We start from the raw sequence: 13,098 nt of genomic DNA, 5'->3' as shown, positions 1-13,098 counted from the left end.
GCCTCACCGCTGACGACGTTTGTCGCCGTACAGCCGCCGATCCGCCGTCGCGATCAGCTGGTCCACCGCAACACCTTCCGCCGTAGCGGCGTACCCGATGCTCAAACCGAGCCGCCGCAGCCACGGTTTGTCCGTCGCCGCCGCGATCGCCCTGACCGCGGTCCGGATCCGCAGTGCCAGCAGCGCACCGCCCTTGGCGTCCGGCTGATCGAGCACCACGACGAACTCGTCGCCCCCCGATCGAACCACGGCATCAGTTGCTCGCGCCTGTTCTACCAGCAGGTTTGCCACAACCTGCAGCAATTCGTCCCCACAGGCGTGCCCGAAGGTGTCGTTGACCACCTTCAGGTTGTCCACGTCGATGGCGAGCACCGTGACTGCCCGCCCCGAATCGCGCGCCGCGGTCAGCCGCTCGTCGAGCGCGCGCCGATTCCCCACGCCGGTCAGGGGATCCTGCCGCGCCGCGTGCCACTCGGCATCGTGCCGCGCCGAAAGATCGTGCGCGGCAAGCGCATGCCGTACGGCGGTCAGCGCGCGCTGCCGTTCCTTCCACCAACCGCGAGCCTCGGAGCGCGCATATTCCAACCCTGCAACGGCTCCCGGCTCACTGGACGCGGCCGCGATCTCCGATCGGGTTTGCAGAACCAGCACATGCGTGGCCGGATCCGCCAATGGAATCAGGTCATCCGCGGCCCGATCGGCCGCTGCCTTCGCCTCGTCGGACTTGCCCTGCGCCTGCAAAGCTCTGGCCAGGTACGCGCCTGCGATCGCGAGCCGTTCGGTCTCACCCAACTTGCTGATCTCGTCGCGGCACTCTGTCAGTTCGGCCACCGCGGAGTCCGGGTCGTGGTCGGTCGCCGCGCCGGCCAGCCACAACCGCGCACTCAACCGCCAGAATTCCTGGCTCTCGTCGTCGACGATCACCCGCTCGCCCTCACGCGCCCAGTACGCCGCCGATGCGAGCCGCTCGCGGATCTCCCCGACGTACGAGGGATCGCCCAGCCGCTCGAGCTCATGCGCCCAGCGGAGATACGTCTCGGCGAGATTCAGCCGGTCGATCGCCTCCGACTCAGCCAGCTCGAACACATCCGCATCCGCCCGGGCCGCCTGCTCGTAGTGCGGGATGCACAGCTCGAAGAGGCGAAGTACGTCGTACGCATAGCCGAGGCCGGTGTGTGCCCAAGCGGTCAGGCCGGGATCCTGCGTCCGGATCAGCGCGTGCTCTGCCGCGACCAGGTCGTTGACTGTGTCACCACCGCGGCCGCTGCGGGCGAGGTTGATGATGCGGATCGCCAAGGCGTTGGCTTCCCAGCCCGGCTCGTCGATCGCCTTCGCGACCGCGATACACGCGTCGACGGCCTTGAGTGCCTCGTCGGCATCGCTGGCATGGTGCGCCGAGACACCACGCACGTACTCCGCCGCGGCCAGCTGGTAGCTCGGCACGCCACCCAGCTCGGCCCGGATCAGCTCGATCTCGGCGGCCGCGCTCGCATGCCCACCGGACTGAGCCGATGTCATCGCGGCGGCGATCCGGGCGGTCAGTACGTCGCCCGTCGCCATCTCGCCACTCGCCATACCCGCCGGCGGCCTCCCCTGATCCTCACCCGCACCTCGGGCCGGACCGCCCATTGTGACCACCCACCCCCACCTCTGTCACGACCCGATCCGGCCAACGACCACCTAGTGCCACCCCAAAACTACCCACCGCCATTCCGGACCCCAAAGTTCACGAAACTCAGGTGGTTCCCCCACGCACCGCTACGCGCGCTCCTACCGCCGCGTGCTCGCCGCTGCTCCCACCCGCCCCCTTCCTCGCTCGCACCGCGCTCCTGCGTCACCCGGCTTCCGACCGCACTGGGATCCCGTCGACTTGCGCATGCTTTGCACACTGTGGACAACCCATGCGAGCAGTGGTCGGGGCAGCAGGACTTGGGCTGGTAGCCGGGCTGCGCGCGGGACCCTTCCCGACTCCCGACCAAGCAGCCTTTCTAGCTGAGCTCAGATGGCCAGCAACTGCAGAGATCAACAGGGCGACACCCACCATCCCGGCGGACGGCACCCTCCACAGCCTCCGCGACGACCGCGTCCTGAATCTCTGGGTCACACGAGCCGGACGGGCGGCACGGCGGATTTCGCGGGCTCCACGCAATCCCGGCCATGCCGCGTGCATGAGAGCTGATCCCGGATCGTCGAAGCATCACCGACCACAACGGTGGGTGATGCGATGCAGCGATTGGTCTGGTTATCACCTCTGTGCCGCTGAGGTCGAACCTCTGCACAGAACAGGTTCAGCGACGAGCAGGAGGGCGGCGGATGCTCAGGTAGCACGGGGCGGAACCACAGCCTGTGAGAAGACATGAGCAGACGGCAGTACGGTGCGGTCGGAAGCCGGGCGACGCAGGAGCACGGCGCAAGCAAGGAAGGGGCGGGTGGGAAGCGGCTGCGGAGCACGCGACGTAGGAGCGGGCGTAGCTGACGCGCCGGGGAACCACTGTCACCTCACAGATCCGGGTGGCGGTTCGTCGGACCGCGAGTAAGTTGCCTTGACCCTGGGGGCAACGTTCTAGGGTGCTGACCCCACGGTGGAAGGAACGGGATGAAGTTCGCGGTCAGTTACAGCACGCCTGTGTTCGGGGTGGATCCGGATCACCTGGCGGCGTTTGCGCAGCATGCGGAGGCTTGTGGGTTCGAAGGGATCTACGTGCCGGAGCGGGTGGCGCTGACCACCGGTGACACATTCGGTGGTGCTCAGCTGCCGATGACACTGCCGTACGGCGCTCCGCTCGACCTGCTGACGTACGTCGCTGCGGCGACCGATCGGATCCTGCTGGGGACCGGGGTGTTGCTGCTGCCGTACTACCACCCGGTGATGCTGGCCAAGCGGCTGGCGACGATCGACGTGCTCTCGAAGGGCCGGATGCGACTGCTCACCGTCGGGGTTGGTGCTCTGCCGAGTGAGGCTGTCGCGGCGGGCGTGGACTTCAGCACCCGCGGGCGCCGCGCCGACGAGGCGATCGACGTACTGCGGCTGCTCTGGTCCGACGACGCGGATGGGGCCAGCTACTCCGGTCAGTTCTTCGAGTTCAAGAACGTCTACAGCTTCCCGAAACCCCTGTCCCCACTGCCGATCCACGTCGGCGGGTCGAGCCGCGCAGCGGCCCGGCGGGCGGGACTGCGCGGTGACGGGTACTTCGCCGGCGGCGCGCTGATGGGCGACGAACGCGCGGCCCAGTGGGACTTGGCTCAGACCACGGCAGGCGACCGCGCCCTCGACTACACCCGCTGGGGTTCGATCGAGCTGACCCCTGCCTCACTCGAGGCGTACGCCGCCCAGGGAGTCACCCGCCTGGTCGTTGGCACCTCGAGCCCGGACCCCTCCGAGCAACGAGACCAACTCTCCGCCTTCGCCGACCGCTTCAACCTGAGCCCGAGCAGCCCGAGCTGACACATGCCACCCCGCACCGTGAACCTCGGCAGAACCGGCCTACGCGCGGTCGATCCAGCGATCCGTGCGTACGCCGGACTCCGGGAGCTGTACCTGCACGAGAACCAGCTGACGGAGCTCCCGGACTGGCTAGGAGACTTCACCGGGCTCCGCATCCTGGACCTCAGCCATCAACCACTCAAGGCACTGCCGACCTCGCTAGGACGGCTGCAGCAGCTCGAGTTCCTCTACGTCAGCGATCTGCAGATCGCGGAGCTGCCCGAGTCCCTCGGTGACCTGTCGTCGCTCACGTACCTCGGCGCGACCGGCAACGCCCTGACATCCGTGCCCGCGTCACTGGGCCGCCTCAGCCGGCTGATCGAGCTCCGCCTCTACGGCAACCGCCTCACCGACCTGCCCGAGACGTACGGCGAACTGGCAGCACTGCGCGAGCTCCACCTCGACCGCAACGCGATCGAACGCCTCCCCGCCACCTTCGACCAGCTCACTGAGCTTCGGGTCCTCAGTCTCCGGGCCAACGCCGTGATCGAGTTCCCCGTCCAACTCAGCCGCCTTCCACGACTGCGCCACCTGGACCTTCGCGCCAACCGGCTGACCCAGCTGCCGGATCTGCCGCCGGACACCTTCCCCGAGTTGGAGAAACTCGACCTCCGCTGGCTCAACCTCCCCGACGTGCCGGAATGGGTGCACGACCTCGAGCGCCGAGGGTGCGCGGTCTACCGCACCGCGGCCTGACAGCACGGCTCAGGCCACGCGCACACCGTGCTCGCAGAGGGCCGTTGTGCCCTCGCGAACAGCCGAAAGGGCGGCGGTCAGTCGATCGGCCAACAGCGGCTTGACCCGCGCACGTACGTCGGCCAGGGAGTAGAGGCCGACGGACAGAATCTCGCCGTCGGGGAACGTGAACGCGGCCAGGTCGTCCTCCGTCACCACACCGCCGTCGAAGACGAAGATCATGCCTTCGAGCCGGCCGTCGTACGCGTGCACGTGGTCCACCACCAGCAACCGCCCGATCGGCCGCTCCGCCCCGAGTTCCTCCCTCAGCTCCCGGGCCGCCGCGACCCACGGCGCCTCGTTCGCCTCGACCACACCCCCGGGCAGCTCCCAGTTCGGCTTGTACGACGGCTCTACCAGCAGAACGCGATCGTCCGCACCCCGGAACAACACCCCCGCCGCCATCCGCTTCCGCGGCAACCCAGCGGCGTACTGCTCGGTCGACTGCACGTCAGCCGGCAACCTGCTCGGGCTCTGCGGCGTGGAGCTGGACGGGCAGGGTCTCGACGCCGTACACGATCGAGAAGTCGCGGAACCGGAGCTGCTCCTCGGGGATGGCGAGCGACAGGTCGGGAAAGCGGTGGGCCAGCGCGGAGAACGCGGCCCGCAGTTCCATCCGAGCGAGCTCGGCGCCGACGCAGCGGTGCATGCCGTGGCCGAAGGCGAGGTGCGCGGCCGGTGCGCGACGCGGCCAGAACTCCTCCGCGTCCGGACCGAACACCTCCTTGTCGCGGTCGGCCCCCGACAGCGACACCGCGACCAGGTCGCCCTTCTTCACCTGCTGGCCGAACAGCTCCTGGTCGTGCCGCGCGAACCGCGGGAATGCGACCTGGACGACGGTCAAATACCGCAGCAACTCCTCAACGATCGCGTCGACCGCACCCGGCTCGTTGCGGATCCGCTCGAAGTTCTCCGGGTTGCGCATCAGCACCAGCGTGCCGAGCGCGAGCATGCTCGCGGACGTCTCGTACCCACCCAGGAACACGCCGTCGGCGAGCCCACCGAGCTCGACGTCGTCGATGTCGTCACCCTGCTCGCGGATGATCGACCCGATCAGGCCGTCACCCGGGTTCTTGCGCTGTTTGCGGACGATCTCGAACAGGAAGTCGCGGGACTCACTGGCCGAACCGAACACCCCGATGCCCCCACCGGACAGGTCGAACCGCGCCGGCCCGAGCGCCCGGAAGCGGTCGCGATCGGACTCCTCCACGCCAAGGAGGTCGGCGATCAGCAGGAACGGCACGTTGAAGGCGAAGTCCGAGACGATGTCGGCGACCGGGCCCTTGGCCTCCATGAGGTCCAGCTGGTCCTGGACGATCTTCTCGATCGCCGGCTCCAGCCGCGCCAGCCGCCGCTTGGTGAACTCCGGTGTCAGCAGCTTCCGCAGCCGGGTGTGGTCCGGCGGGTCCGTGAACCCGAGCCCCCCGATCCCCTCCGACGGCTTGTTCGGATCCGAGCCGACCAGCGGCCGGATGTCGTTGCTGAAGTTCGTCGAGTCGGCGAGCACGGCCTTGGCCTCCGCGTGCCCGCTCACCACCCAGACGTTGAGCCCGAACAGATGCGCCAGCTTGTGCACGGGCTCGGCCTCGCGCACCTTGGCCAGCTCCGGCACCGGGTCCACGCCGTGACGGCGCAGCGGCATCGAGACCTGGCTGGGAAACATCCGCATCTTCGACAGGTCGAGACCACCCTTGCGAGTGGTCCTGTTCAAGATCCGGCTGCCGACCCATCTCTTCAGGTATGTCGCAACCATGACTTCCACGCGCCCTCTCTGAACTGCTTGCCCCCGACGGCTTTCGTCACCTAAAAAGTAGCGTTGCCAAGGAGCAGATCTGATGGTGTTGGCACTACTGCGATAGTGGCGTTGGCACCACCATGGGAGGGGACCACGGCAATACCAGCACAGACCTTGTCACGAACGAGATCTCTGCTTCTACCGGAAACCACCTGTACATCGCCCTGGACCGCGGCACGCCGTACCTCGGGGACACTTCAGGGAAATCTCAGCCGAAAGTTGGATGCGGGTCTCATCCTTGGTCAACTGTGTTGCGGATGTGACCAAGTCAACACCCGTGCGCCGCAAGCTCACAGATAGTACGGCGTCACCATCCGGACGACCTCGGTGATCTTCGCCTTCACGAGGTCGCGGTGCGGGATCTGCGCGACCGGGCCGGAGCTCGGCACGCGAACGCCGTGGTCCACCATCAGGTAGAGGACCCGCAGCGTGCGGATGGTGTTGGTGACCTCCGCAGTGATGCCCTCGCTCGGCGGAGTGGCGAGGATCCGGACAGCGGGGTCGAGCCACTCGGTGGCGTCGGTCTCGGTGAGGTCTGAGCGGGTCAGAGTGGCCGCCAGGGCGTAGCCGAGGCGGTCGTCCTCCATGTCCCGCAGAACGTACTGAGTCGGCGTCAGAATGCGGCCTATGCCCAACCGGAGCATCTGCACCGGCTCGACGGCCGGATGCAGCCCGAGGGCGCCCAGGAGATCGGAGCCGTGCGCGATCGCGTGCAGCCAGCCGAGCTTGGCGTCGTACCCGCGCAGGTCCTCCTCGGCGACGTACCAGCGCTCGAACGGCGGCACCCAGTGCGGCTCGAAGACACCTGCGGTGACGATGCAGTCCAGGATCAGCGGCGCGAACGTGCGGGCCTGCGTCTCGGGGTCCGCGAACCGCACGACCATCTCGTCGCCGAGGGCGCGCAACTGATCGGTGGGCAGTACGCCGCGGCCGATCCAGGTGGCGAGGATCGAGTACGCCTGGGTGTCGCGCAACACCGGATCCGGTGAGCGCAGCAGCGCGGACAACTCGGCGACGAGCTCGGTGAGCGGACGATCGGTCGGGACGGAGAAGTCATCGGCGCGCACCTGCGCCCAGTCGGTCATGCGCGGCAGGCTAGACGCTTTCCGCCCGCCCCCGCCACCCCTACGCCGGTACGGCGACCACCCCCGAACAAGGGTCGGCCCGTGGAACGTGATGTCCCACGGGCCTCAGCGCGGCCAGGACCCCTCAGCCCGGCCGGGCTTCACGATCCCGGCCAGGGCCCCTCAACCACGGCCGGGATCGTCGTCATCGCGATCAGGCGTCGCGCTTGCTCGCCGTGAACAGGGCGATCACCATCAGCGCCACCGCCCAGCCGGCGAAGTACAGCAGGGCCCACCAGGGACCGAGGGCGAAGTCGCTGCCACCGGCACCCGCGCCGGCCAGCCCGAAGTCCTGGCCCTGGTTCAGGAACGAACTGCCGTTCGCGAACGGCGCCCACTTGGCCAGGTCGTCGCCGACCTTGGGGATCAGGGTGACCAGGTTCTCGACCAGCAGCGGCCAGAGGATCAGGATCGCGATCGCACCGGCGCTCTGCCGGATCAGGATGCCGACCGCTACCGCGATCACCGCGGAGATCGAGAAGACCAGGCCCTGCCCGGCCAGCAGCCGCCACTCGGCGCCGGTGTTGATGGACAGGTCCGCGTTGCTCGCGAACAGGCTGCCGATGCCCCAGGCGCCGAACGACGCGATCAGGCCGATGACGCCGGCCAGGAACGCCACGACGGCGGTCTTGCCGAGCAGCAGCGCGGCCCGCTGCGGCACCGCCTGGAAGCTGGTCCGGATGGTGCCGAACCGGTACTCCGTGGTGACCGCGAGGGCCGCCATCACCATCATCACCATCTGGCTGAGCTGCGCGCCCGGCTGGGTGATGAAGATCGTCGCCTGCTGCTCGTCGGCCCCCTTGAGGAACGCGGTCGTCAGTGCGGCGAACCCGACGGTCAGGAAGGCCGCGACGACCATGCACCACCACGGTGAGCGGGTGGAGAAGAGCTTGATCCGCTCGACTGTGATCACCGACATGTCAGTTGTCCTCCTTCGGACCCGCGGCCACCTCGGCGGCGGTCGGCGCATCCAGCTGGGTCACCGCGGCGACCTCGTCGTGCGCGTGGTACTCGACCGAATCCCCGGTCATCTGCATGAACGCCTGCTCCAGCGAGCCCCGCTGCAGGGTCAGCTCGTGCAGCACGATGCCGTGCGCGGCGGCCGCCTCACCGACCTGGTCGGTGGTCAGGTCACCCTCGACGAACAGCACCTTGCCCTGGTCCTCGACGTCCTCGATCCGGGTGACCAGCTGCTGCTGGTGCAGTACGCCGGCCAGCTGGTCGAGCTGCGGGGTCCGGACCTTCACTGTCGTACCGCTGGCTCGGTCGACGAACTCCTGGGTGGTGCTCTGGGCGATCAGCCGGCCACGGCCGATCACGATCAGTTCCTCGGCGGTGAGCGCCATCTCGGACAGCAGGTGGCTGGACACCAGCACGGTCCGGCCTTCGTTGGCCAGCCGGTGCATGAAGGTGCGGATCCAGACGATGCCCTCCGGGTCGAGGCCGTTGACCGGCTCGTCGAACAGCAGCACCTCCGGGTCGCCGAGCAGCGCACCGGCGATGCCGAGCCGCTGCGACATACCCAGCGAGTAGGCGCCGGCCCGCTTGTTCGCGACCGCGGTCAGGCCGACCATCTCCAGCGCCTTGTCGACGCTGTCCTTCGGCAGCTTGTTGGACGCGGCCATCCAGGCCAGGTGCGACCGGGCGGACCGGTTCGGGTGCACCCACTTGGCGTCCAGCAGCGCGCCGACCTTGGTCAGCGGCTGGTGCAGGTCGCGGTAGCGCTGGCCGTCGATCGTCACCTCCCCGGACGTCGGGGTGTCCAGGCCGAGGATCATCCGCATCGTGGTCGACTTGCCGGCCCCGTTCGGGCCGAGGAAGCCGGTCACCTTGCCGGGTTTCACCTCGAAAGACAGGTTGTCAACGGCAACAGTTGCGCCGTATCGCTTGGTGAGGCCCCTTGCCTCGATCATCGCCTACTCCTCGTTCGGTGGCGCCAGTGTTCCCGGTCGGTCGGGTGGTGTCGCATTGAGTTCAGTATCGAGGTCGGACCGGTGCAGAACATCGGACCCGGGGCGGATCCGGTGTGTCCACCCGTGGGTTGATTCTGCCGTCCGCCCGGGCCAGGCGACCATCGGTTAAAGCCCTGACCACGACCCCGACGATCCCCCATCCGGCCACCCGCCCGCATCAGCCGAAAGTCGACGACCGGCCGTACTTCGGTTGCGAGTAGATGGAAGTGACTACCAAAAGGACGCCTGCAGCTCAGTCCACCGGAACACCGTAGAGCACGAGATTGCTGCTGTAGCGGTGCGTTTTGTGGTTGTACGAGCCGGTGCAGGTCACCAGCGCCAGCCGGGGCTTCACAGCACCGTGGAACAGGTCGGCGGGCAACGCTTCCTGCCGGTACGTCCGGCGCGCCACGATCCGGTACCAATGCACGTCTCCGCCCCCGGCCGTCACCGCAACCCTGGTGCCCACCCGCACCCCTGAGAGCGCGGCGAACACTCCGCGACCGCGAGCCGTGTCCACGTGGCCGGCCAGCAGCACCGTACCGCCGGCCGAGCCAGGCGCCGCACCCGCCGCCCACCAGCCCACGTCGGCCGCCGACGCCGGCATCTGCAGCCGCCCGTCGCCGGCGGTCGCCACTGGCTGCACAGATGCCTCCAGGACGCCTGGCAGCTTCAGCCGCACCGGCGGAATGGCAGCCTCGCGGTCCACGGCCGACGCACTCGCGTCCGGGACCCCCCCGCTGTCACCGGGCCTGCCGAACACCATGACCAGCGCGGCACCGACCGCTACGACGCCGAGCAGACGTCGCCGGACCGGGACCGGCCTGCCGACCAGAAGGAGCAGTACGCCGACGCCGAGCAGCAGCATCGCGGCCCGAGACCGAATCCGCTCGGCATCGGCAACCTGGCCGCCGTCGCCGGTCGACACGACCGGGGGCTTGACCTCGTCCTTGCAGGGGTCTGACAGCGTGCGCTGGTGCATCTCGATGATCGGCTTGGCGCCGTTGGCAACCGACTCGACAGCAGGCGAGGCGCTCTTCGGCAGCTCGCCCTCGACCAGTGCCAGGTACTGCTGGTGCAGCTGGCGCTGCAACTCCAGCCAGGCGGCGTCGTACCCCGAGGTGCCGGCTTTGGCCGCGAGCGCGGCGAGCTGCTCACGCTGCGCCGCCGTAGGCAGCGTCACCAGCCCGATGCTGAACTGATTGGCGACCTCGAGCTGCTGTGCGGACAGCTTGCGATGATCGCGTTCCTCCTGGGCGGCGACGTTCTTCAGGCACGTGCTCTGACCGTGGATCGTGCCCGAGTGGGCGGCCTGGATGATAGCCAGATCGAGCTGGTGGGCTGCGTTGAGATAGTCGGCATCCGGCTGCTGCGCCGTCGCGCTGGCAGGCTGCGCTGTTGCGAGCGCTCCCGCCACGATGACAAGCAGCAGCGCCGAGAGACGGGCGAGCGTCACCCGTCGGGGGGAGGCAGAGCCCGTGGCCGGTCGTCGAGGCACCGCTACCTCCCTACGCTCGGCGTAGCGCAGTTCGTCGTACAACGACAGTAAAAGGGCGGACGGTCTTGGTCCAGACATACGAAACGGCCCGCCGGAAAACCGGCGGGCCGTTTCTGCGAGTTACCGCGTTCAGGCGGCGGCGTTCACCTCGGCCGGGGTGTCGGAAATGACCGACTCACGGCGCTTGGAGACGAACACGGCGGCCGCCAGGATGATCACCGCGACCACGGCGATACCGATCCGCAGCGGCTTGTTGGTGTCGTCGCCGATCGCCGACAGTCCGACGACAGCCGGAGCGATCAGCACGGAGACCAGGTTCATCACCTTGATCAGCGGGTTGATGGCCGGGCCGGCGGTGTCCTTGAACGGGTCACCGACGGTGTCACCGATGACGGTGGCCTCGTGCGCGGGCGAACCCTTGCCGCCGTGGTTGCCGTCCTCAACCAGCTTCTTGGCGTTGTCCCAGGCACCACCGGAGTTGGCCAGGAAGACCGCCATCAGGGTGCCGGCACCGATCGCACCGGCCAGGTAACCGGCCAGCGACGCGGCACCGAGGCCGAAGCCGACGGCGATCGGCGCGGTCAGCGCGAGCAGACCCGGCGTGGCCAGCTCCCGCAGCGAGTCGCGGGTGCAGATGTCGACGACCTTGCCGTACTCCGGCTTGCCCGTGCCCTCCATGATCCCGGGGATGTCGCGGAACTGGCGACGTACCTCGTACACGACCGCACCGGCGGCGCGGCCGACGGCGTTGATCGCGAGGCCGGAGAACATGAACACCACGGCCGCACCGAGGATCAGGCCGACCAGGGTGCCCGGGTTGAAGACGAGTGCCTCCGCCTCGAACTTGGCGTAGTTGGCCCCCAGCGAGGCCCGGATCGAGTCGGTGTAGGAGCCGAACAGCGCGGTCGCGGCCAGTACGGCGGTGGCGATCGCGATGCCCTTGGTGATGGCCTTGGTGGTGTTGCCGACGGCGTCCAGCTCGGTCAGGATCTGGGCCGCCTCGCCGTCCACCTCGCCGGACATCTCGGCGATGCCCTGCGCGTTGTCGGAGACCGGGCCGAAGGTGTCCATCGCGACGATGACGCCGACGGTGGTGAGCAGACCACAACCGGCCAGCGCGATCGCGAACAGCGCGACCACACCGGAACCGCCGACCAGGAAGGCGCCGTACACGGCCGCCGCGATCACCACGGCGGTGTAGACGGCGGACTCGAAGCCGACCGAGATACCGGACAGGATCACGGTCGCGGCGCCGGTCAGCGAGGTCTTGCCGACGTCCTTGACCGGCTTGTCCTCGGTACCGGTGTAGTAGCCGGTCAGGGCCAGGATGACGGCCGCCAGCACGATGCCGATGATCACCGAGACGGTGGCGATCAGCCGCGGGTCGCCGTCGGTCGCGGCGATCGCGTCGGTGGCGCCGGTGAGGTCCTTGAAGCTGCTCGGCAGGTAGACGAACGCTGCCACCGCACAGAGCACGCCGGAGATGATCGCCGAGATGTAGAACGCCCGGTTGATCGTGCGCAGGCCGTTCTCGCCGGTGCGCGGGCGGGTCAGGAAGACGCCGATGACCGCGGTGACGGCGCCGATGGCCGGCACGATCAGCGGGAAGATCAGGCCCTGCTCGCCGAACGCGGCCTTGCCCAGGATCAGCGAGGCCACCAGCATCACGGCGTACGACTCGAACAGGTCGGCCGCCATACCGGCGCAGTCACCGACGTTGTCGCCCACGTTGTCGGCGATGGTCGCCGCGTTGCGGGGGTCGTCCTCGGGGATGTTCTGCTCGACCTTGCCGACCAGGTCGGCGCCGACGTCGGCGGCCTTGGTGAAGATACCGCCGCCGACACGCATGAACATGGCGAGCATGGCGGCGCCGAAACCGAAGCCCTCGAGCACGGTCGGGGCGTCACCCTTGAACAGCAGCACCACCAGCGAGGCGCCGAACAGGCCGAAGCCGACGGTCGCCATGCCGACGGTTCCACCGGTGCGGAACGCGACGCGCATCGCGGGGTCGCGGCCTTCGTCGCGGGCCGCGGCGGCGACCCGGACGTTGGCGCGCGTCGCGAGCCACATGCCCAGGTAGCCGATCAGCGCGGAGAAGCCCGCACCGATCAGGAAGAAGACGGAGCGGAAGATCTTCAGCGTGGTCTCGTTGTCGCCGTCACTGTGGGCGGGCAGCAGGAACAGCAGCAGGAACGCGACGATGGCGAAGACGCCCAGCGTTCGGAACTGCCGGTTCAGGTAGGCGGATGCGCCTTCCTGGACCGCCGCGGCGATCGTCTTCATGTTCTCGGTGCCATCGTTCGCGGCAAGCACCTGGCCCCGGAAGACCATCGCAATGGCGACCGCGAGGATCGCGATCACTCCGACGACGATCACCAGTGTGGTGTTGCTCGACGAAAGATCCACCGCTTGTGCAAGCAGCGCGGACATCCGTCCTCCTTGTAGGCAACCCCTCAGGGCTTGACGGCCCCCGTCTGCCGCAACCGAAGGGTTGGGAAAATACGGCACAG

Annotated in this window: 10 protein-coding genes; 2 read left to right on the top strand and 8 right to left on the bottom strand. The window is 68.4% G+C overall.

The annotated features are described in order from the left end of the window. Nucleotides 1–3 precede the first annotated feature (3 nt). On the bottom strand, nucleotides 4–1,575 hold the full coding sequence (locus E0H73_RS27750) for a GGDEF domain-containing protein (protein ID WP_238164308.1): 1,572 nt from the start codon (nucleotides 1,573–1,575) through the stop codon (nucleotides 4–6). A gap of 1,021 nt (nucleotides 1,576–2,596) precedes the next feature. On the opposite strand from E0H73_RS27750, the gene E0H73_RS27745 reads away from it, so the two are divergent. Both E0H73_RS27745 and E0H73_RS27740 read left to right on the top strand, forming a co-directional pair. Further along, a complete protein-coding gene (locus E0H73_RS27745; protein WP_131361515.1) occupies nucleotides 2,597–3,445 on the top strand; it encodes a TIGR03619 family F420-dependent LLM class oxidoreductase in 849 nt (282 codons plus the stop codon). 3 nt (nucleotides 3,446–3,448) lie between these two features. Next, entirely contained in the window at nucleotides 3,449–4,180 is a 732-nt protein-coding gene (locus E0H73_RS27740) for a leucine-rich repeat domain-containing protein (protein ID WP_131361514.1), read from the top strand. 9 nt (nucleotides 4,181–4,189) lie between these two features. Here E0H73_RS27740 and E0H73_RS27735 read toward each other — a convergent pair whose 3' ends face one another. The 7 genes from E0H73_RS27735 to E0H73_RS27705 form a co-directional block, all read right to left on the bottom strand. Then, nucleotides 4,190–4,669 carry an NUDIX domain-containing protein gene (locus E0H73_RS27735; protein WP_202867588.1) on the bottom strand — a complete coding sequence of 160 codons (480 nt, stop codon included), beginning with the start codon at nucleotides 4,667–4,669 and terminating at the stop codon, nucleotides 4,190–4,192. Nucleotide 4,670: 1 nt separating this feature from the next. Next, nucleotides 4,671–5,930, bottom strand: coding sequence for a cytochrome P450 (locus tag E0H73_RS27730; RefSeq protein WP_238164307.1), 1,260 nt, complete (start codon nucleotides 5,928–5,930; stop codon nucleotides 4,671–4,673). A 374-nt stretch (nucleotides 5,931–6,304) separates the two neighbouring features. Next, nucleotides 6,305–7,099: a DUF2785 domain-containing protein gene (locus tag E0H73_RS27725; protein ID WP_131361513.1), complete on the bottom strand. Its 795-nt coding sequence runs from the start codon at nucleotides 7,097–7,099 to the stop codon at nucleotides 6,305–6,307. 193 nt (nucleotides 7,100–7,292) lie between these two features. Next, nucleotides 7,293–8,057 carry a hypothetical protein gene (locus E0H73_RS27720; RefSeq protein WP_131361512.1) on the bottom strand — a complete coding sequence of 255 codons (765 nt, stop codon included), beginning with the start codon at nucleotides 8,055–8,057 and terminating at the stop codon, nucleotides 7,293–7,295. 1 nt (nucleotide 8,058) lies between these two features. Beyond that, nucleotides 8,059–9,051, bottom strand: a complete 993-nt coding sequence (locus E0H73_RS27715) for an ABC transporter ATP-binding protein (protein WP_131361511.1) — start codon at nucleotides 9,049–9,051, stop codon at nucleotides 8,059–8,061. A 292-nt stretch (nucleotides 9,052–9,343) separates the two neighbouring features. Then, nucleotides 9,344–10,546: a DUF4142 domain-containing protein gene (locus tag E0H73_RS27710; RefSeq protein ID WP_165555842.1), complete on the bottom strand. Its 1,203-nt coding sequence runs from the start codon at nucleotides 10,544–10,546 to the stop codon at nucleotides 9,344–9,346. A 171-nt stretch (nucleotides 10,547–10,717) separates the two neighbouring features. Beyond that, nucleotides 10,718–13,018 carry a sodium-translocating pyrophosphatase gene (locus E0H73_RS27705; RefSeq protein ID WP_131361509.1) on the bottom strand — a complete coding sequence of 767 codons (2,301 nt, stop codon included), beginning with the start codon at nucleotides 13,016–13,018 and terminating at the stop codon, nucleotides 10,718–10,720. Between the last annotated feature and the right edge of the window lie 80 nt (nucleotides 13,019–13,098).

Source organism: Kribbella pittospori (assembly GCF_004331465.1).
Classification (GTDB): domain Bacteria; phylum Actinomycetota; class Actinomycetes; order Propionibacteriales; family Kribbellaceae; genus Kribbella; species Kribbella pittospori.
Note: the sequence above shows the minus strand (reverse complement) of the source record. Positions and strands in the feature narration are given on the sequence as shown.

Coding starts and splice junctions, on each gene's coding strand:
- E0H73_RS27715 (WP_131361511.1), bottom strand. CDS start 9,051: ATGATCGAGGCAAGGGGCCTCACCAAGCGATACGGCGCAACTGTTGCC.
- E0H73_RS27740 (WP_131361514.1), top strand. CDS start 3,449: ATGCCACCCCGCACCGTGAACCTCGGCAGAACCGGCCTACGCGCGGTC.
- E0H73_RS27705 (WP_131361509.1), bottom strand. CDS start 13,018: ATGTCCGCGCTGCTTGCACAAGCGGTGGATCTTTCGTCGAGCAACACC.
- E0H73_RS27725 (WP_131361513.1), bottom strand. CDS start 7,099: ATGACCGACTGGGCGCAGGTGCGCGCCGATGACTTCTCCGTCCCGACC.
- E0H73_RS27750 (WP_238164308.1), bottom strand. CDS start 1,575: ATGGCGAGTGGCGAGATGGCGACGGGCGACGTACTGACCGCCCGGATC.
- E0H73_RS27745 (WP_131361515.1), top strand. CDS start 2,597: ATGAAGTTCGCGGTCAGTTACAGCACGCCTGTGTTCGGGGTGGATCCG.
- E0H73_RS27720 (WP_131361512.1), bottom strand. CDS start 8,057: ATGTCGGTGATCACAGTCGAGCGGATCAAGCTCTTCTCCACCCGCTCA.